This window comes from Flavobacterium sp. (assembly GCF_044361015.1).
GTDB lineage: Bacteria > Bacteroidota > Bacteroidia > Flavobacteriales > Flavobacteriaceae > Flavobacterium.
This window is the reverse complement of record NZ_JBIKJL010000037.1, coordinates 1-21413: the sequence shown is the minus strand read 5'-3', so window position 1 is coordinate 21413 and position 21413 is coordinate 1. Positions and strand designations below refer to the sequence as shown.

16 protein-coding genes and 2 tRNA genes are annotated in these 21413 nt (G+C 33.7%); 15 read left to right on the top strand and 3 right to left on the bottom strand.

Going from position 1 to position 21413, the window contains the following annotated elements:
- Window positions 1–65: 65 nt before the first annotated feature.
- The 9 genes from ACIQ2Z_RS09495 (at window position 66) to ACIQ2Z_RS09455 (ending at window position 7524) form a co-directional block, all read left to right on the top strand.
- Entirely contained in the window at window positions 66–1145 is a 1080-nt protein-coding gene (locus ACIQ2Z_RS09495; protein WP_396183907.1) for an anhydro-N-acetylmuramic acid kinase, read from the top strand.
- Window positions 1146–1227: 82 nt separating this feature from the next.
- Complete coding sequence (locus ACIQ2Z_RS09490) at window positions 1228–2454, top strand: Glu/Leu/Phe/Val dehydrogenase dimerization domain-containing protein (protein ID WP_396183906.1); 1227 nt, start codon at window positions 1228–1230, stop codon at window positions 2452–2454.
- Window positions 2455–2464: 10 nt separating this feature from the next.
- Window positions 2465–3841: a sodium:proton antiporter NhaD gene (gene nhaD / locus ACIQ2Z_RS09485; RefSeq protein WP_396183905.1), complete on the top strand. Its 1377-nt coding sequence runs from the start codon at window positions 2465–2467 to the stop codon at window positions 3839–3841.
- 58 nt (window positions 3842–3899) lie between these two features.
- A complete protein-coding gene (locus ACIQ2Z_RS09480) occupies window positions 3900–4595 on the top strand; it encodes a MotA/TolQ/ExbB proton channel family protein (protein WP_396183904.1) in 696 nt (231 codons plus the stop codon).
- On the top strand, window positions 4595–4987 hold the full coding sequence (locus ACIQ2Z_RS09475) for an ExbD/TolR family protein (RefSeq protein WP_396183903.1): 393 nt from the start codon (window positions 4595–4597) through the stop codon (window positions 4985–4987). The genes ACIQ2Z_RS09480 and ACIQ2Z_RS09475 overlap by 1 nt, the downstream gene beginning before the upstream one ends.
- Window positions 4988–5148: 161 nt before the next feature.
- Entirely contained in the window at window positions 5149–5985 is an 837-nt protein-coding gene (locus tag ACIQ2Z_RS09470) for an energy transducer TonB (protein ID WP_396183902.1), read from the top strand.
- Between the two features lie 58 nt (window positions 5986–6043).
- Window positions 6044–7264 carry a bifunctional folylpolyglutamate synthase/dihydrofolate synthase gene (locus ACIQ2Z_RS09465; RefSeq protein ID WP_396183901.1) on the top strand — a complete coding sequence of 407 codons (1221 nt, stop codon included), beginning with the start codon at window positions 6044–6046 and terminating at the stop codon, window positions 7262–7264.
- A gap of 69 nt (window positions 7265–7333) precedes the next feature.
- Window positions 7334–7408 (top strand) — tRNA-Val (locus ACIQ2Z_RS09460).
- Between the two features lie 41 nt (window positions 7409–7449).
- Window positions 7450–7524: transfer RNA gene (locus ACIQ2Z_RS09455), tRNA-Val, on the top strand.
- Between the two features lie 4 nt (window positions 7525–7528).
- Here the strand turns inward: ACIQ2Z_RS09455 and murF are convergent.
- Together murF and gldJ are read right to left on the bottom strand one after the other, a co-directional pair.
- Window positions 7529–8812, bottom strand: coding sequence for a UDP-N-acetylmuramoyl-tripeptide--D-alanyl-D-alanine ligase (gene murF / locus ACIQ2Z_RS09450; RefSeq protein ID WP_396183900.1), 1284 nt, complete (start codon window positions 8810–8812; stop codon window positions 7529–7531).
- A gap of 65 nt (window positions 8813–8877) precedes the next feature.
- Window positions 8878–10587 carry a gliding motility lipoprotein GldJ gene (gene gldJ / locus ACIQ2Z_RS09445; protein WP_396183899.1) on the bottom strand — a complete coding sequence of 570 codons (1710 nt, stop codon included), beginning with the start codon at window positions 10585–10587 and terminating at the stop codon, window positions 8878–8880.
- Window positions 10588–10792: 205 nt separating this feature from the next.
- On the opposite strand from gldJ, the gene porU reads away from it, so the two are divergent.
- The 5 genes from porU to ACIQ2Z_RS09420 all read left to right on the top strand — a co-directional run bounded on the left by porU (window position 10793) and on the right by ACIQ2Z_RS09420 (window position 19196).
- Entirely contained in the window at window positions 10793–14632 is a 3840-nt protein-coding gene (gene porU / locus ACIQ2Z_RS09440; RefSeq protein WP_396183898.1) for a type IX secretion system sortase PorU, read from the top strand.
- A 39-nt stretch (window positions 14633–14671) separates the two neighbouring features.
- Window positions 14672–15844 (top strand): type IX secretion system outer membrane channel protein PorV, encoded by a 1173-nt coding sequence (gene porV, locus ACIQ2Z_RS09435; RefSeq protein WP_396183897.1) that lies wholly within the window; start codon window positions 14672–14674, stop codon window positions 15842–15844.
- Window positions 15845–15914: 70 nt separating this feature from the next.
- Complete coding sequence (gene cdd, locus ACIQ2Z_RS09430; RefSeq protein WP_396183896.1) at window positions 15915–16397, top strand: cytidine deaminase; 483 nt, start codon at window positions 15915–15917, stop codon at window positions 16395–16397.
- A gap of 175 nt (window positions 16398–16572) precedes the next feature.
- The gene (pdhA, locus tag ACIQ2Z_RS09425) at window positions 16573–17571 is read left to right on the top strand and encodes a pyruvate dehydrogenase (acetyl-transferring) E1 component subunit alpha (protein WP_396183895.1); all 999 of its coding nucleotides are present in this window, start codon (window positions 16573–16575) and stop codon (window positions 17569–17571) included.
- 5 nt (window positions 17572–17576) lie between these two features.
- Entirely contained in the window at window positions 17577–19196 is a 1620-nt protein-coding gene (locus ACIQ2Z_RS09420) for a 2-oxo acid dehydrogenase subunit E2 (protein ID WP_396183894.1), read from the top strand.
- A 49-nt stretch (window positions 19197–19245) separates the two neighbouring features.
- Here the strand turns inward: ACIQ2Z_RS09420 and ACIQ2Z_RS09415 are convergent, their stop codons facing one another.
- Complete coding sequence (locus ACIQ2Z_RS09415) at window positions 19246–20466, bottom strand: glycosyltransferase family 4 protein (RefSeq protein WP_396183893.1); 1221 nt, start codon at window positions 20464–20466, stop codon at window positions 19246–19248.
- Window positions 20467–20541: 75 nt separating this feature from the next.
- On the opposite strand from ACIQ2Z_RS09415, the gene ACIQ2Z_RS09410 reads away from it, so the two are divergent.
- Window positions 20542–21123 carry a tRNA-(ms[2]io[6]A)-hydroxylase gene (locus ACIQ2Z_RS09410; protein WP_396183892.1) on the top strand — a complete coding sequence of 194 codons (582 nt, stop codon included), beginning with the start codon at window positions 20542–20544 and terminating at the stop codon, window positions 21121–21123.
- The last annotated feature ends 290 nt before the right edge of the window (window positions 21124–21413 follow it).

The following is a 21413-nucleotide window of genomic DNA, read 5'->3' as shown; positions in this document are numbered from 1 at the left end:
TTAAATTTGAAAGCAAAAGTATAATATTAAAGTCATAATTTCAAACGTTTTCGTAATTTTAGACCATGTTTAAAGAAACCTATCAAGTCATTGGAGTCATGAGCGGTACATCACTAGATGGCATCGATTTAGCTCATGTTTATTTTACTCTGAAAAATAATCGTTGGAACTACAAAATTCTAGAAACAGAAACCATTCCGTACTCTCAAGAATGGCTAATCAAACTTAAGAATGCAGTTAATTTTTCAGAAAATGAATTGATTTCACTTAATGAAGAATACACGGATTATTTAGGAAATTCAATTAAAGAATTTATTGACAAACATAAACTACATTCGATTGATGCTGTTTGCAGTCATGGTCATACCATTTTACACCAACCTCAAAACGGATTGACTCTTCAAATTGGAAATTTACCCAAAATAGCAAAAATTGTTGAAAAAACGGTTGTTTGCGATTTCAGAGTCCAAGATGTTGAATTAGGTGGACAAGGAGCTCCTTTGGTCCCTATTGGTGACCGATTATTGTTTTCTGAATATGATTTTTGCCTGAATTTAGGAGGTTTTTCAAATATTTCATTTGAAGAAAATGACAAACGAATGGCCTTTGATATTTCACCCGTTAATACTGTTTTGAATTACTATGCCAATCAATTAGGTTTGGAATATGATGATAAAGGAAAAATTGCCAAAACAGGAAAACTGAATCAAGAATTATTAAATGAATTAAATAGCTTGGATTTTTATCGCAAGTTATATCCAAAATCATTAGGACTTGAATTTGTTAAAGAAATTGTTTTGCCTTTACTAGAGAAATATTCTATTTCTGTTGAAGATAAAATGTACACTTTTGTTGAACATATTGCCATTCAAACCGATTTTTCACTAACAAGAAAAGAGGGCAAATTATTGATAACCGGTGGTGGTGCTTATAATGACTTTATTATTGAAAAAATGCAAAAATATTTACCAAAAATGCAATTAATTATTCCTGATTCCAAAACTTTGGAATACAAAGAAGCTTTGATTTTTGGATTACTTGGAGTTCTAAAACTTCGAAATGAAATTAATGTGCTTTGCAGTGTAACCGGAGCGAAAAAAAATCATAGCTCAGGGTTCATTTATGTGTTAGCTGAATGTAAATAAAACTCTTGAAAACTTTAGTAAAAAAATAAAATTAATCGATTTTGTTCCCTTAAATTTGCAAAGCAAAAACAGACTAAACCGGATGAAAGAATTACTCAAAAAATTTGAGAATAAAGAACCTGAAATTATTTTTAACTGGAAAGATGCAGAAACGGAAGCAGAAGGTTGGACCGTAATTAATTCTTTAAGAGGTGGAGCCGCAGGTGGTGGCACCCGAATGAGGAAAGGTTTGGACATGAATGAAGTACTCTCGCTTGCAAAAACAATGGAAGTGAAGTTCTCAGTTTCAGGCCCCTCTATCGGCGGAGCCAAATCCGGAATCAATTTTGACCCAAATGATCCACGAAAAAAAGGCGTATTACAGCGTTGGTATAAGGCAGTTTCACCTTTATTAAAAAGTTACTATGGAACGGGTGGTGATTTAAATGTCGATGAAATACATGAAGTTATTCCAATCACCGAAGAATGTGGTGTTTGGCATCCGCAAGAAGGTGTGTTCAACGGTCATTTTAAACCAACTGAAGCCGACAAAATCAATAGAATTGGTCAGTTACGCCAAGGAGTAATAAAAGTAATTGAAAATCCTAAATTTTCTCCGGATGTAAACCGAAAATATACTGTTGCCGACATGATTACAGGCTTTGGTGTAGCAGAAGCTGTCCGACATTATTACGATATATATGGCGGAAGTGTAGTTGGAAAAAAAGCCGTGATTCAAGGTTTTGGAAATGTAGGTTCTGCAGCTGCTTTTTATTTAGCCGACATGGGTGCAAAAGTGGTAGGTATTATTGACCGAGAAGGCGGAATAATTAACAAAGACGGATTTACTTTTGAAGAAATCAGACGCTTATTTTTAAATAAAGACGGCAATAAATTAGTGGCTCCAAATATGATTTCGTTTGCCGAAATTAATCAAAAAATTTGGACAATTGGTGCTGAAATATTTGCTCCATGTGCCGCTTCACGATTGGTTCAACAAAGCCAGGTGAATCAAATGATTGATTCCGGTTTAGAAGTAATTTCTAGCGGTGCCAATGTCCCATTTGCTGATAAAGAAATTTTCTTTGGCCCAATTATGGAAGATACCGATGAAAAAGTTAGTTTAATTCCGGATTTTATTGCCAACTGTGGCATGGCCCGTGTTTTTGCATACTTCATGGAAAAAAAAGTACAAATGACCGATGAAGCCATTTTCTTAGATACTTCAGAAACCATCAAAAAGGCTATTGAAAAAATACATTCACTTAATAGTTCAAAAATAAATATCAGTTCAACATCTTTTGAAATTGCTCTTAAACAATTAACTTAAATTTCTGAAAATGATAATACTAATCATCCTTTTGTTCATTATTGGCTACTTGTCTATTACGCTCGAGCATCCATTAAAATTAGATAAAACAGTACCTTCTCTACTGATGGCCGCTATAATGTGGGCCCTTCTATCCATTGGTTTCAATAATGGATGGTTTTCAATTATTGATGTGCACGGACATGTTTTTAATATGGCCAGTGGAACTGCGGAGGCAAATCATGAAGGTTTTATAGAAAATTTGATGCATCATTTTGGAAAAACTTCCGAAATATTGATTTTTCTGATTGGTGCAATGACAATTGTTGAAATAATTGATTTACACAGAGGATTTGATGTTATTAAAAGTCGAATTAATACGAGTAATAAAGTCCGTCTTCTTTGGGTTTTAGGAACTGTTGCATTTATACTTTCGTCAATTATTGATAACCTTACTGCAACAATTGTTTTAATTACGTTATTACGGAAATTAGTTCCTCAAAGAGAATACCGAATTTGGTATGCCTCCTTAATTATTATCGCCGCGAATGCTGGGGGTGCGTGGTCCCCAATTGGCGACGTAACCACCACCATGCTTTGGATTGCTAATAAAGTTACAGCGGCGGGACTATCAGAATATGTAATCATTCCAGCCGTCTTATGTTTTGTGGTACCCTTTTTTATCGCATCTAAACTCAAACCCTTTCAAGGAACGATTGCAAGAAAAACTTTTAACGTTAACGAAGAATCAGAAAAATTACTCAGCAGTAAAAAAATGCTCTTTGTAGGATTAGGAGCAATTGTATTTGTTCCGGTTTTCAAAATAATTACAGGACTACCCCCTTATATTGGGATGATGTTCAGCTTGGGGTTTGTATGGCTCTTTTCGGAATATGTAACACCTTATGAAAATTTCAATAAAAATGAAAAACATTTGTATTCCGGTCACAAAGCTTTGACCAAAATCGAATTTTCAAGCATACTGTTTTTCTTAGGAATTTTGATGGCAGTAGCAGCCTTGGAAACTTTAGTTTTTGGCCAAATTAATGGCGTTGATACGGGAACGCTTCGCTATGCTGCTGAAAGCCTTTCAAATGCAGTTCCAAACATGGATGTTGTGGTTATTTTATTAGGAATATTATCTGCCGTTATTGATAACGTGCCTTTAGTTGCCGCTTCTATGGGAATGTATACGTATGAAATTGATCACCCTGTTTGGCATTTTATTGCCTATTCTGCCGGAACGGGGGGTAGTATGCTAATCATCGGCTCTGCAGCAGGAGTTGCCGCAATGGGTATGGAAAAAATTGATTTTATATGGTACCTCAAACGAATAACTTGGTTAGCTTTTGCTGGGTTTATTGCAGGTGCATTATCCTTTATATTTATCGAACATTTTATTCATTAAACAATTAATAGTAGTATTTTAGCGTTTAGAGATTAACCAAAATAAAAAACATTTAAATATGCAAACAGTTGATAGTTTAGCAGTAACTCAAGAAGCTCTTATAGATCCGCAACCTTTAGAAAAAACAATATCTATTTGGGAACTTGTTTCAAGTGGAGGAATTGGTGGTCAAATGATTATGATAACATTAGGATTATTATTTTTCTTTGCTCTATATCTATATTTTGAACGTTTAATGGCGATTAATGCTGCTTCAAAAATAGATGTGAATTTTATGAATAATATCAAAATGAATATTATGAATGGAAAAATTGATGCTGCCAAAATGCTTTGTGCACAAACCAATTCACCAGTTGCCAGACTAACCGAAAAAGGAATTTCCCGAATTGGAAAACCTTTGGAAGACATCAATACGGCTATTGAAAATGCAGGTAAACTGGAAATTTACAAACTAGAGAAAAATGTGAGTATGCTTGCTACTATTTCCGGTGCCGGACCAATGATTGGTTTCTTAGGAACGGTAATTGGAATGATTCTTGCCTTTCATAAAATGGCTAGCGGTGGCGGACAAATTGAAGTAGGTGCATTGGCAGAGGGAATTTATACTGCAATGACCACTACTGTTGCAGGACTTGTGGTGGGTATTATTTCATTTATGGGATACAATCACTTGGTAGTTAAAACAGACAAAGTAGTGCACCAAATGGAGGCAAATGCGACTGATTTCTTAGACCTTTTAAACGAACCATCCTAATGAATATAAGAGGTAGAAATAAAGTATCACCGGAATTCAATATGTCATCTATGACAGATATTGTTTTCTTATTGCTCATTTTCTTTATGCTTACATCAACCATGGTAACAACCAATGCATTGGATTTGGTATTGCCAAAGGCTAAAGGAAAAACAGACAGTAATAAAAATATTTCGGTAAGTATTAATAAGGACTTACAGTTTTTCATTGACAAAGACCAAGTGGAAGAAGCTGATTTAGAAGCTAAAATACTAGCCTTGTTTTCAAATAAAGAAGACAAAGCCCTAATTTTAAGAGCCGAAGAAGGTGTGCCTATTGAAAAAGCAGTGAATGTTTTGGATATTGCCAATAGAAATCAAATCAAAGTAGTTTTAGCCGTTCGACCTAAATAATAAGAAGCTAATCCTGCCGTTCGTTCTTAGTTTTTTTGAATAAACCCTTTTTTTGTAAGCCGTTTCAAGAGCTTCCTCCGGTCGCTTTGAAACAGCAACAAAAAATAGTGTTTCTTTCAAAAAAAGCTATCCACTTCCGTCAGGGCTAAAAAAAGGAAACTATGAAATATTTAGAAACCGAGTACGAAAGAAAATCATTTGCAATAAGTGCATCAATTGTTGCTATTTTGCTTTTTCTATTCTTTGTGTTTGGATTAACGTACATGGATCCACCACCGGAAAACGGAATTGCCATTAACTTTGGAAACACCGATGCTGGTTCTGGAAACACTAACACAACAGAACCGGTAAAATCTGAACCGAGAGAAGTCACTGAGCAACCAAAAGTAGAAGAAACTTCAGAACCTACAACACCAAGTAAAGCATCAGAAAATGTTCTAACAGCCGATAATGATGCTGCAATTGCTTTAAAAAAACAAAAAGAAATAGCTAACGCAAAAGCAAGTGCCGAAGCAAAAATAAAAGCTGCCGAACAGAAAAAAAAGCAAGAGGAAGCAGCTAAAAAAGCAAAACTAGATGCCTTAATCGGTGGTGTTAAAAAGTCTGATGGAAAAACTAGTGTTGGAGACGGAACAACTACTAATCCTGGAAACCAAGGAAAAATAGACGGTAGCATTTATTCAAACAGTTATTATGGCAGTGGAAAAGGGACAGGTACAGGAAATGGTAGTTGGGGATTAAACGGAAGAAAATTATCTAAACCAGGAGCCGTAAAAGCAGACTGTAATGATGAAGGAACGGTAGTTGTAGAAGTAAAAGTAAGTAAAAATGGAACTGTTACAAATGCAAAGTTCAGTCCAAGTGGTTCAAACACATCAAGTATTTGTCTACAAGAAGCTGCTATTAAATCTGCATACAAATACAAGTGGAATGATGATTCTAATGCTCCCGACAATCAAATTGGATTCATCGTATTTAACTTTAGAAACGGAGAATAAAAAACAAATTTTAAATAGCTACAAACCTCACTTTTGTGGGGTTTATTTTTTGAAAACAATGAATTATCAGGAAACCGTAAATTGGCTCTTTAACCGACTTCCAATGTATCAATTACAAGGAGCTTCTGCTTATAAAGCAGATTTATCTAACACTATACTTCTTGCAAACTATTTAGGAAATCCGGAAAAAAAACTAAAAACCATTCATGTAGCCGGAACGAATGGAAAAGGCTCAACGTCTTCTCTTCTAGCTTCAGTCCTACAAGAAGCTGGTTATAAAGTTGGTCTGTATACTTCTCCTCATTTAAAAGACTACAGAGAACGAATTAAAATAAACGGAAAAGAAATTTCAGAAAAATTTGTAGTTGATTTTGTTTCTAAACATAAATCTTTTTTTGAATCAAATGATTTAAGTTTCTTTGAAATGACTGTTGGACTAGCTTTCGACTATTTCGTTCAGGAAAATACAGACATTGCCATTATTGAAGTTGGATTAGGTGGCAGACTGGACGCTACCAATATTATTAAACCCTTAATTTCTGTAATTACAAATATTGGTTTAGATCACACACAATTTTTAGGCAATACAATAGAAGCAATCGCAAAAGAAAAAGCTGGTATAATTAAACCTTTATCTCCTGTTGTAATTGGAGAATATACAACTGAAACTAAGCCAATTTTTGTGGCAAAAGCAAAAGAAAATATTTCTGAAATTTATTACGCCGCTGATTTAATAAAAGAGGTATATCGCACTGAATTGTTAGGAGATTATCAATTCCAAAACAGAAAAACAGTATTGCAAACACTTCAAGTTTTGCAAAATCAAAATGAATATACCATCTTAGAAAAAAACATAAAAGATGGTTTTATGAAAGTGATTAAAAACACAGGTCTATTAGGCAGATGGCAACAAGTAAATTCGAGACCAAAAGTGATTTGTGATACAGCACATAATAAACATGGCCTTACAATTGTAATAAATCAAATTAAAAAAGAGAATTTTGAGAACCTTCATATTGTTTTAGGAGTAGTCAATGATAAAGATTTAGATGACATTTTACCTTTATTTCCTAAAAATGCTACCTATTATTTTTGTAAACCCAATATTTCACGTGGTTTAAACGAAAATTTATTAAAGGAAAAAGCTTTGACATTTGAATTAATCGGAAAAGTATATCTTTCTGTTTCAGAAGCTTATAAAGATGCTTTAAAGAATGCCAGTCCAAATGACTTTATTTATATAGGTGGCAGTACTTTTGTTGTAGCAGAAATTTTATAATTTTTTTACATTTTTATTTGTAGAAATAAAAAACTGTTCTATATTTGCACTCGCAATCAAGCACTAATCGGGCGATTAGCTCAGCTGGTTCAGAGCACCTCGTTTACACCGAGGGGGTCGGGGGTTCGAACCCCTCATCGCCCACAAAACTCCTTAAGAAATTAGGGAGTTTTTTTATTCAAAAAGGGTCATTAACTCAGTTGGTTCAGAGTGTCACGTCGACAACGTGGAAGTCATTGGTTCGAATCCAATATGACCCACTTTTTATAAAAAATCTAATGTTCGTTCTAGAGCCATTCCTCTGGAACCTTTTATCAGGATAAAATCATTTTCAAATTTATTTTGTTTTAAAAAATTTGAAAAATCTTCAAATGAAAGGAAAAAATTAAGGTAATTACTTTCAATTTTAGAATTATAAAATTCTTTTCCGATTAAAAAACATGTAAAATCAACTTGCGAAATTAATTTATTTACAATTGTTTGATGCTCCTTTTTACTTTCATCTCCTAGCTCAAACATATCACCTATAATTATAACTTTATTTGCTTTTTTCAATTGAATAAAATTATCCAAAGCAACGTCTATACTGCTTGGATTAGCATTATAGGCATCTAGTATGATTTCATTTCCGTTTTTAAATATAATCTGTGATCTGTTATTTTCAGGAATATAAGATTCAATACCTCTTTTAATATCATTCAATGCAACTTCAAAATATTTTCCTACTGTGATTGCTGCAATAATATTTGTAGCATTATACAAGCCTATTAAGTTCGATTGAATGTCTGACCCATCATAAACAACTTTAACAAATGGATTTACTTCAACTTTATCAATAAAAACATCTGCTTCATGATTAACTAAGCTAAAAACTATTCTGTCTATTGACGTTGTTTTTTCAAATTGAATATCATCATCAAAATTTACAAAAGCTTTTTTATTAAACTTTTGAAGAAAATCATACATTTCACTTTTGCCCTTAATCACTCCTTCAACCCCTCCAAAACCTTCTAAATGAGCCTTTCCAAAATTTGTAATATACCCAAAATCAGGCATGGCCAAATCACATAAAAAAGCTATTTCTTGCTGATGATTAGCACCCATTTCAACAATTCCAATTTCTGTTTCTTTAGTAAATGACAACAAGGTCAAAGGAACTCCAATATGATTATTTAGATTACCGACAGTAGCTTTAGTAATATATTTTTGAGATAAAACTGCTTGAAATAATTCCTTAGTTGTTGTTTTACCATTACTACCGGTCAATGCAATAATTGGTGTTTTTAAATAATTCCTATGGTATTTAGCTAATTCTTGGAGACAATTTAAGGTATCCTCTACCAAAATGGTTCGCTCATCAATATAATAATCTCTATTATCAATTACGACATAAGCAGCTCCATTTTCTAAAGCCTGTTTGGCAAAAGTATTTGCATCAAAGTTTGTTCCTTTTAAGGCAACAAAAAAAGAATCAGTTAATATTTTTCGGGTATCAATTGAAACTGAAGCACAAAGCAAAAAAAAAGAATGAATTTTTGAAATATCCATAAACTAAAAAAATTAAAAAATAAAAAGCCCTAAAAAGGGCTTTTTAAATAAATAAACAATAAATGTTATCTTGAAGCTTTAGGTTTCCCTTTTGCCGATTTTTTACTAGATTTTGTTCCAACTTTGGACATCGCACATCTAAAACCAATATCATCAGTAGAAATTTCTTGAGGAAAGTATCTTCTTTGAGCAGGATCTAACCAATAAGCTCTATCTCTCCATGAACCTCCTTTATAAACTCTAACATTGTCATCAATAAGGGTTGTTCTTTTCGATGATTTGTCATATTTTCTTATCATTTCAGTAGAGGCACTATCAACATTAACTTGATGTTGTGGTGAATCATACATTTTCTTACTTTCAGCAACTTTCCCTCCATCATCTTCAGCTCCAAAGTCGAAGAAACGAGTTGATTGTTTATCTCCATCACGATAATTTCTATTATCACTCTTATCAAAATTTTGTCTCAAATAGGTCTCTTTTTCATCAACAGGTACTTTACCAATTTGACCAGGATAATTTCTAGCAATTATTTTACCATTCACTAACGTGTCATATTTTATGGTTTCGCTGGTAACAATTTCTACTTTACCATCTTCACCAATTTTGTTTTTCATATAAACGTTACCTCTGTAGTAGTTGAAGTCATTCGCTTCATCATCAACAATAGGGCGATAAATATCAGCTACCCATTCATTTACATTACCTGCCATATCATACAAACCAAAATCATTTGGTGGATATGATTTAACTACTTGTGTAATATCAGCACCATCATCAGACCATCCTGCAATTCCGCCGTAGTCACCTTTTCCTTGTTTAAAGTTAGCTAACTGATCGCCTTTTACTGCTCTTTTACCTGAACGGGTATAACTACCGGACCATGGATATTTCTTTTTACCTTGATAAAGATTATACTCTCTACTTCCGACATTTGCAACAGCAGCATATTCCCATTCTGCTTCGGTTGGAAGTCTGTATTCTGGTTGAATTAGTCCAGATGATCGCGTAGCATACACATTTTTAGCTTCTGACGATTCGCCATCTGCATTACTTTTAGGTGCTCCACGTCCTGTTTTTTTCAATACAATCTCTTCATTTCCACCATAGGTTTGAGTTGGCGTGTTGATATACGTTTCTGTATCAAAAGAACTTTCAGCAGTAGCATCTAATAATTTTGCATCTTTTTTAAGGTATTTATTTTTTTCTAAAATGTCCTCATTAACGCGATTTGTTCGCCATTTACAAAATTCAACCGCTTGAATCCAATTTACACCTACTACAGGATAATCCTTATAAGCAGGATGTCTAAAGTAATTATTTGTCATGGTTTCATTATAGCCAAGACGATCTCTCCAAACAAGTGTGTCAGGCAAAGCTCCTGCATAAATGTTCTTGTAATTGTCTTGATTTGGATCGAAAATTCTTTTTAACCATTCTAAATACTCCATGTACATTAGGTTAGTTACTTCACTTTCATCCATAAAGAATGACTGAACATGTTGCTGATTTGGCGAATTATTCCAATCATGCATTACATCATCTTGAACTCTTCCCATAGTAAAAGTTCCACCTTCAATAGCAATAAGACCAGGGGCAGCATCTAGTTTTTTGAAGTTAGAAGCGTACTGAAAACCACCTTTCTTGTCGTTGATTTTCCAACCGGTTGCAGTTGAAGAATTTTTAGAGTTTGACTTTTTACTACAACTAGTAAAACCAAACATAACTACTAAAATTAGTAGCAGTTTTAAAGTCACATTTTTGTTTACTTTCATACTTTTAAGTAGGTAAAATTTAGTGCCGCAATATAGGAATTAACCTTTATATTACAACAATTTTTTAAAAATATTGTCAAAAATACAAATTTAGCGTTTTTTAACAAACTTATAACGCAAAAAATATTTATTTAGTATGTGTAAAAAAACATTGAAAAAATTATACATTGTAATAAATTTGCAGACCTAACGTTTATTCCTAGATATGAAAAAGATTTTACTCCTATATATAGTATTTAATACCTTATTTTTTTATGCTCAGAACACTGTAAAGCTAGATGTTTCTTGGCAAGAGGATAAAAAATTGATTTTTGACACCTATAATCTATCTATTCCTCAATTTCAATTTGCTAATTTTTATTTTAACGATGTTGATAGGTCGATTTATTTCAATTACAAATTAACCATAACAACTCCAATCGAGGAAAAATCGCTACAGATTTCGTCTGTTATTTATGAATCTATTTCACAAAATGAACTGGGTGATTTGACAATAAAAAACATTCCAAATAGCATAAATCCCTCTATTAAAAACGGAAATGCAAGAGGTTTAAAACAAATTTTATTCACTTTTTCACCTATAATCAAAACAAATGAAGGTTTTAAAAAAGTAAAATCATTAACATTTAGTTATTCCAATTATACTTCTGTAAATTTAAAAAATGAAACAACTTTTGATTTTAATTCAATTCAAAATTCAGTTTTAGCTTCCGGAGATTGGTATCGATTTTATATTGAAAAGTCAGGCGTTTATAAAATTTCCAAGAATTTCTTAAACCAGTTGGGGATGAATACGAATGTTAATCCTCAAAAAATTAAAATTTACGGCAATGGAGGCCGAATGATTCCTTTATTAAACAGTGTTGAATATCCCTCTGATTTAGCAGAAAATGCAATCCAATTTATTGGAGAAGAAGACGGCGTTTTTAATAATGAGGATTATATTTTATTTTATGCAGAAGGTGTTGACAAATGGAGCACTGAAAGCTTGACTAATTTAAATCTTTACGACACAAAATCATATTATTATGTTACTACACAAGGTGATAATGGTAAAAGGATACCTAATATAGTTCAGCCTGCAGGCACTCCTACTAATGTCTTTACAACTTTTGATGATTATCAATTTTATGAAAAAGACCTTAACAACATTGGCAAAATTGGAAGAAATTGGTATGGTGAACAATTTGTTTCCCAAACACCACTAACTTTTGATTTTACTTTTCCTAATATTGACACAACAAGCCCAATATCAATTACAGTAAACTCTGCCGCTGTTTCCTTTACCAATTCCAATTTAAAAATAAAAGCAGGAGGACAAGAACAAACAGCTACATTTAGTGCAATTCCTTCAAATAGCAGCACTCTTTTTTCTACTGCAAACAACAACTTAAACATTACTGCAAGTGAAAATATTACAGTAGAACTCACTTACAATAATAGTGGCGTGCCTAGTGCTAAAGGATATTTAAACTTTATAACCTTAAAAGCAAAAAGAAACTTAAAAGGATTTGGTAAACAATTTAGTTTTCAAAATTTGGCATCCGGTTCACAACTAGGAATTGGAGAATATCAACTTACTAATGCTTCTGCCATTTCTCAAGTCTGGGACATCACTTCAATTTATGATGTAAGTAGAGTGGAAAACACAGGCTTAGCTAATTTTACTTTCAAAGCAAACTTAGGAGAAGTCAGAAAATATATTGCGATTGATCCCGCTGATTATTATGTTCCTTTAAAAGAATCGCAAACAAAAGTTGTCAATCAAAATATTAAAGGCACTATTTTCAATAACAATCAAGGTCAGTTTGAAGATATCGATTATATCATTATCACCACCACAAATTTAGCTTCAGAAGCAGAAAGGTTGGCGCAATTTCACAGAATATATTCTCAATTAAATGTAAAAGTCATCACTCTCGATAAAATTTATCAGGAATTTTCATCAGGCAAACAAGATATAGGTGCTATTAGGAACCTAATCAAATACGTTTATTATAATGCCTCTACCGCTGAAAAAAGAATAAAATACTTAAATCTTTTTGGTGATGCTTCCTATGATTACAAAAATCGAATTCCAAACAACACAAACATTGTCCCAATTTTTCACAGCCTAGTGAGTAATTCATTGTTAAGCTCAACAATGTCCGATGATTTTTACACTATGATAGATCCGAATGAAGGATTAATGACTTCAGGGGCTGATGGTTTAGACCTTGCTGTAGGAAGAATGTTGGTTTCTAATTTGCAAGAAGCCAAGGAAATGGTAGATAAAGTTCTTGATTACCACGACATTAAATCTTATGGTAGATGGCGAAACTTATTTACATTAGTCTCTGATGATGTCGATGAAAGTTGGGAAAGCGTCATTCAACAACAATTGGACAACTTAGGAAATACAATCAGCATTGAAAATCCATACGTAAACGTAATGAAGTACCATTCTGATTCTTTTGTTCAAGAAGCTTCAGCTGGAGGACAACGTTATCCTAAAGTAAAACAAGAATTGAAAAACGCAATAGAACAAGGTTCATTGGTGTTTAATTATTTTGGTCATGGTGGAGAAGACCAATTGGCTTCTGAACGACTTTTCGAAAAAACAGATGCTCAAAACTTAAATAATCGATACCGATACCCATTATTTGTGACTGTAACCTGTGAATTTACCAGATTCGACAACCCCTATAGACCAACAGCAGGAGAATACACCTATTGGAACCCGAAAGGTGGTGCCATTTCATTAGTTACAACAACACGGCAAATTGGCGTTCAAACAGGTCAAGATATAAATAATTTTTTCTCCGCCTATTTATATGGATTCAACTCTACCGAAGAAATCTCTATTTCAGAAGCGTTAAGAAGAGCAAAAAACGACTACAATAGCAGCACATTAATGGTGTTTTATATTGGTGATCCAGCCATTATTTTACCTATTCCTAAACCAAAAATTGTTTTAACAAAAGTAAATGACACTCCGATAGAATCTTCTACATTCATATTCAATGCATTAAGTAAAGTTAAGTTAGCAGGGGAAGTTAGAAACTTAAATGGTGATGCCCTTTTAAATGACTATAATGGCGATATTGCTATTCAGGTTTTTGATAAAAACATTAACAGAAACACCTTAGGAAATGATGGAACAACAAATGGTTCGGGATTAATTATCATGAATTTTCAAACTCTAGGAGAAACTATCTTTAGAGGAAATGCCTCCGTTTCAAATGGTTTATTTGAATTTGAATTCATTGTACCTCGTGATATTAGTGTTCCAATTGGCAATGGAAGAATCAGTTTCTATGCTAAAACGCAACAACCAACGCTGCAAAATCAATCCGGTTATGATACTTCTATTAAAATTGGAGGTATAAATGCAAATGCTCCTGAGGATAACGTTGGGCCAACTTGTCGTTTATATATGAATGACGAAACTTTTATTTCCGGCGGAATCACTAATGAAAACCCCATATTCTTAGCCTTTTTGGAAGATGAAAACGGGATCAATACAGCTAGTGGAATCGGACATGATATTGTTGCTATTTTAGATGGCGACGAAAACAAGCCTTATATTTTAAATGACTACTACGAAACAGAATTAAATAATTATAAAAAAGGAAGAGTTAGGTTTCCATTTTTTAATTTGGAGGCAGGACTTCATACAATAACCTTTAGAGCATGGGATGTTTACAATAATCCTATTTCAGCTGAAATTCAATTTATTGTTGTGGGTGAGGATTCCATTAGTCTTACAAATGTTTTAAACTACCCAAACCCTTTTGTTAATTACACACAATTCTGGTTTTCACATAATCATCCTTTTGAACCTTTAGATGTTCAAGTCCAAATTTTCACAATTACCGGAAAAGTGGTAAAAACTATCAATCAAGTAGTAAATACCGATGGTTTTCTCTCAAGAGAAATTACATGGGATGGAAAAGATGATTTTGGTGACCGAATAGGCAAAGGAGTCTACATTTATAAACTAACAGTCAAATCCAGCATCACAAATAAAAAGTCCGAAAAAATTGAAAAACTTGTAATCCTTTAAGAAAACACTATATTTGTTAATTATTATCCAGCTTTTATAATGAAAAAAATAACCGTAATTTTAATTTGCATCCTTGCTTATAACAACACATTTGCTCAAGATAGAGTAATTACTACAGCAGTACCCTTTTTATTAATCGCCGCAGATGCAAGGTCTGCCAGTATGGGAGACATCGGTATCGCAACTTCTGCCGATGCTTTTTCTCAACAATGGAATCCTGCTAAATATGCCTTTGCAATTGATAAAGTTGGAGTCGGTGTAAGTTATACCCCTTATTTAACTGACCTTGTTAATGATATTTCATTAGGCCAATTAAACTATTACAACAGAATTAATGAAAGAAGTGCTTTTGCCGGAAGCCTACGCTATTTTGGTTTAGGCGATATCGAACTTAGAGAAAATTTTGACGATGAGCCAATAATCGTAAGCCCAAATGAACTAGCACTTGATGTTTCTTATTCTCAACAACTAAGCCCAAGTTTTTCTATGGCTGTTGCTGCACGATATATTCGTTCACAATTAAGAATTCCGGATGCCTCGGGTGATGCTTCAGCCGCAAGCACTTTTGCTGTTGATGTAGCCGGTTATTTTCAATCTGAAGAAGTGGCTTTTGAAGATTTCAACGGTCGTTGGAGGGCTGGATTCAATTTTCAAAATATGGGTCCGAAAATGAATTATAATGATGATGTTTCTGATTTAACCTCGAATTTTCTACCTGCGAATATGAAATTAGGTGGTGGATTCGATTTTATTTTTGATGAATACAATAAAATCACATTGAATGCTGAAATAAACAAATTGATGGTTCCTACACCTCAAGAAATTACAGATGTTAATGGAGATGGTGTTATAGACGGATTAGATCAAACCATTGTTAATGATGAATATAACAGTATTGGATGGGTTTCAGGCATGTTTCAATCCTTTACTGATGCTCCAGACGGATTTAGTGAAGAGTTAAAAGAATTTACGTGGGCATTAGGAACCGAATATGCCTATCAAGATGCCTTTTTATTTCGCCTTGGGTATTTTCATGAGAGTCCGGAAAAAGGAGCAAGACAATTTTTCTCTTTTGGTGCAGGATTTAAATACAATGTAGTAAAAATTGATGTATCCTATTTAATGTCTGCTTCAAATGTTAAAAACCCATTAGAGAACACGTTGCGTTTTACGCTGACGTTTAATTTTGGAGATAAATATGATGAATATTAGAATGAAAAAATAATAAAAAATTAATCCAAATTTCTAATTCGAGATTTGGATTTTTTTTCCTCCTTACTTTATGAAAAAAATTACAATTACAACTGAATTTTCAGTTTTTGACAACAAGGAGCAACTTCCAAAAGAAATTAGAAATTTAATGGAATTAGCAATTGAAGTTAGAAAAAAAGCATACGCTCCTTACTCCAAATTCAGAGTTGGTGCCGCCATTTTACTTGACAATGGAAAGATTGTTTTAGGTTCTAATCAGGAAAACGCTGCCTACCCTTCCGGTCTTTGTGCAGAACGTGTTGCTATCTTTCAGGCAGGAACAATTTATCCGGATGCCAAAATTTTGAAATTAGCCATAACTGCAACTGCCGATGAAAAACCGGTTAACTCACCCATTCCGCCATGTGGCTCGTGTCGTCAATCAATTGCCGAATACGAATTTAAACAAAATACCCCAATTGAAATATTTTTCATGGGTGAATCCGGAGAAGTTTACAAATCCGATTCACTTACCAATTTATTGCCATTAGTTTTCGATAAAAACTATTTGTAAATAAAATTTCATAACGATAACGTTATCGTAAATAACTTTTTATAAAGTTTATCATTTTAAGTCGATTATATTTTTACATCTACAAAGGATGTCTTATTTTTGCTATTCGCAATTTTATAATATATACTATACTTGCGAAAAACAATTCAAACAAAAAGATTCAAGAAATAAAAAAATGAAAAAAATCACCAAAGAAGTTTACCTGCAATGGTATGAAGACATGCAGTTTTGGAGAAAATTTGAAGACAAATTAGCTGCCGTTTACATCCAACAAAAAGTTCGAGGATTTCTACATTTATATAACGGTCAAGAAGCTGTTTTAGCAGGTGCTATCCATGCAATGGACTTATCTAGGGATAAAATGATTACCGCCTATAGAAACCACGTTCAACCAATTGCAATGGGTGTAGACCCAAAAAGAGTAATGGCAGAACTTTACGGTAAAGTAACCGGAACTTCTAAAGGAATGGGTGGTTCGATGCATATTTTCTCTAAAGAAAATGGTTTCTTTGGTGGACATGGAATTGTTGGAGCTCAAATACCTGTGGGTGCTGGTATGGCCTTTGCAGATAAATATTTTAACACCGGTGGAGTAACATTAACTTATTTCGGTGATGGTGCTGCTCGTCAAGGCTCATTACATGAAGCGTTTAATATGGCCATGTTATGGAAACTTCCTGTAGTTTTTATTTGTGAAAACAATGGTTACGCTATGGGAACTTCTGTTGAAAGAACTGCAAACCATACCGATGTTTGGAAACTTGGTTTAGGCTATGAAATGCCGTGTGGTCCTGTTGACGGAATGAATCCTGTAAAAGTAGCTGAAGCGATGCACGAAGCTATTGAAAGAGCTCGTAGAGGTGATGGACCAACTTTCTTAGAAATGAAAACATACCGATACAGAGGTCACTCTATGTCAGATGCTCAATTATACAGAAGTAAAGACGAAGTTGAAGAGTATAAAAAAATTGACCCAATCACACAAGTTTTAGATATTATCAAAGAAAACAATTATGCAACAGAAGCAGAAATTGAAGCAATTGATGAACGAGTTAAACACTTAGTTGAAGAGTGTGAAAAATTCGCTGATGAATCACCATATCCTGAAATACAACAAATGTATGATGTAGTATATGACCAAGAAAATTATCCATTTATATCTCATAAACTATAAAAGCTATGGCAGAAATTATAACAATGCCGCGTTTGAGTGATACAATGACCGAAGGAGTTGTAGCTACTTGGCTTAAAAAAGTTGGTGACACAATAAAAGAAGGTGATATTTTAGCTGAAATTGAAACGGATAAAGCAACAATGGAGTTTGAATCGTTTTATTCTGGCACCTTACTACATATAGGTATTCAAGAAGGACAATCTGCCCCTGTTGATTCACTTTTAGCTATTATTGGTAAAGAAGGAGAAGATATTTCTGGTTTATTGGGCGGAGGAAGTTCACCAAAAAATGAAGAATCAAAAGCAGAATCACCAAGAACTGAAGAAATCAAACCACAAGTTGCAACAGCAATTCCTGCGGGTGTTATTGTAGTTACAATGCCTCGTTTAAGTGATACGATGACTGAAGGAACAGTCGCTACTTGGTTAAAAAAGATAGGTGACACTGTAAAAGAAGGCGATATTCTTGCCGAAATAGAAACGGATAAAGCAACCATGGAATTTGAATCTTTCAATGCAGGTACCTTATTGTACATAGGCATTCAAGAAAGACAATCGGCTCCGGTTGATAGTGTATTGGCTATTATTGGACCAGCTGGAACAGATGTTACCGGAATTGCAGAAAACTATACCAAAGGTGGTAGTGATGTTTCTAAAACTGAAAAAGCTGAAGCAACTAAAGAAACACAGCCTGAATCAAAACAAGAAACTGAAACAACAACAAACGGTGGTAGGATTTTTGCTTCACCATTAGCCCGACAAATTGCTAAAGACAAAGGAATAAACCTTTCCCAAGTGAAAGGATCAGGAGAAAATGGCAGAATTGTAAAAAATGATGTAGAAAACTTTACGGTTTCAGCTAAACCAGTAATTCCAGTTTCTACAACGGAAGCTGTTAATTCAACTACACAACCTGCAGTTCAACCATTTGTTCCTGCTGGCGAATCTTTTACAGAAGAAGTGAAAAATTCACAGATGCGTAAAACTATTGCTCGTCGTCTTTCTGAATCTAAATTTACGGCTCCACATTACTACTTAACAATTGAAGTTGCAATGGACGATGCAATGAAATCAAGAGCAACTATAAATTCAATTCCAGAAACGAAAGTATCGTTTAACGATATGGTAGTAAAGGCTTGTGCAATGGCGTTGAAAAAACATCCAAGAGTAAATTCTCAATGGAAGGAAGAAGCAACTGTAATTAATTATCATGTAAACATTGGCGTTGCAGTAGCTGTTGAAGATGGTTTAGTTGTCCCTGTTTTAAAATTCACTGACCAAATGAGTTTAACTCAAATTGGCTCAGCCGTGAAAGATTTAGCCGGAAGAGCAAAAAACAAAAAACTTCAACCTGCCGAAATGGAAGGTAGTACTTTCACAGTTTCAAACTTAGGAATGTTTGGCATAACGGAATTTACATCCATTATCAACCAACCAAATTCTGCAATTTTATCAGTAGGTGCTATTATCGAAAAACCTGTCGTTAGAAATGGTCAAATAGTAGTAGGAAACACGATGAAAGTAACGTTAGCTTGTGACCACAGAACAGTTGATGGTGCAACGGGAGCTCAATTCCTTCAGACGTTACGAACGTATTTAGAAAATCCAGTGACTATGTTGGCATAGATTTAACTGAATATATAATTTAAAGCGAGTTCAATTTGAGCTCGCTTTTTTATTGTCTATTCTTCTCCTCAATCCACTTCGCCATATACTTAGTGCTCTGCAAAAAATGATACATCAATAATAATCCGGTAAAATTATCATTTCGGTAGTTTCCCAAATTTTCAAACTTATCCAATAAAAATTCTAGAAAAGTATTTTCAAACAAATCTTTCGAAAAACGATTCTTTATAATCTCTAAACCATTTTGCTGAGCTTGCATCCAAATTGATTTGTTTTGATATAAATCAATCGCTTTTTCAGCAAAATCTTCCTGTGAATCGGTAATAAAACCATTCCACAAAAAATCGCCGTACATTGCTTCTGCTCCAATTGACGAAGTTATACTTGGCGTACCAAATTCCATCGCTTCCAATAATTTCCCTTTGATTCCGGCTCCAAAACGAATAGGAGCCAACAAAACTTTTGCCTTCGAAATCACTTCAAAAGAACTTGTCGCTCTTCCGTGAACATAAAAATTCATCTTAGGTTGATGCAATGAATATATTTTTTGCGAAGGATAAGCTCCGAAAATATGCATTTTTGTTTCTGGTAATTTTTCAAATATTAACGACCAAATAACTTCCTTCAAATAAACAACCGTGTCGTGATTTGGAGCGTGCAAAAAATTACCAATAAACACAAAATCACTTCGCTCTTCAAAAGCGGGTAAATTCAACGTATCATTTTCGATCCAAATAGGCAAATAAAACAACAAAAACTTTGGAACTTTAAAATGCGTTTGTAATAATTCCATTTCAAATTCCGAAACAATCAACGTAATATCACATCGATAAATACTCGCAATTTCTCGCTTGGTCAAATCATTGTTCAAATCAAACGGCTTGTTTTTCAAAACAGTTAATCGTCGGGCTTCACGCAAACAATGCAAATCTTCCGAATCAAGCATTCGCAAAGCATTCGGACATTGTTGAGCTACACGCCACCCAAATTGTTCTTCTGTCATAAATCGATCAAACAAAACCAAATAAGGTTTCAATTCCCTCACAAAATCATCAAAAGAAGTACAATTTAATGTAATTTGCTTTCGTTCAACATCATTCAACTCTTCCGAAAATTCACTTTCCGAAGCAGTACTGGCAAACATAATTTTCGCTCCTTTCTCCTTAAAAAAAGAAATCAACTGCATCATCCTATTACCGGCGGCAGACGATTTTGGCTCCGGCCAAACAAAACCAATAATTAAAATCCGTTTATTTTCAAATGCATCCATCGCACTAAAATAGTAATTAATGAGCCAATTCTATTCAAATAAAAAGCATTATTTTTGTATCAAATCAAGTGAATCATGTTAGGATTAAAACTCAAAACCGACCCACGTTGGGCCAATATTGCCGAATCAAACCTCGAAGAAATTTTATCCGATCATTGCTGGTGCGAACAAAAAGCAGCTTCTAATGCACTTTACATCATCACAAACAATTCCGAAAATGTTAAATTAGTCACCGAAATGGCCAAAATTGCCATCGAAGAAATGGAACATTTTCAAATAGTGCATAACATCATTCAAGAACGTGGCTTTGAATTTGGTAGAGAAGTTAAAGACGATTATGTTAACCAGCTCGTTAAATTCACTAAAAAAGGCGGCACCCGAAACGATGCATTAATTGAACGTTTACTTTTTGCTGCTATGATTGAAGCCCGAAGTTGCGAACGTTTCAAAGTGCTTTCCGAGAATATTAAGGACAAAAAGCTAGCTGAATTTTATCGAGAATTAATGATTAGTGAGGCCAATCACTATACAACTTTTTTAAAATTTGCCCGTAAATATTCCGAAAAAGTAGATGTAGACAAACGTTGGCAAGAATGGCTCGAATTTGAAGGAGAACTAATTACCAATTATGGGAAAAAAGAAACTGTTCATGGTTAATTATTAATTGAACTATACAACTAGTTTCATGTTTTTCAAGCCTTAAAAACATTTATTTATCTCAGTTTAGAATACTTAAATTAATTACTGTATTTCATTAAACCAAAGGTTTAATAATAATTCATTTCTTCCAAAATCAATATCATTTATAATTTTCAAAAACAAAAAATCCCCATCAAATACATGATGAGGATTTTAAAAGAATCTGAATCAAGTTCAGATTAAAGAAGGCGGCGACATACTCTCCCACAAATTGCAGTACCATCTGCGCAGGCGGGCTTAACTTCTCT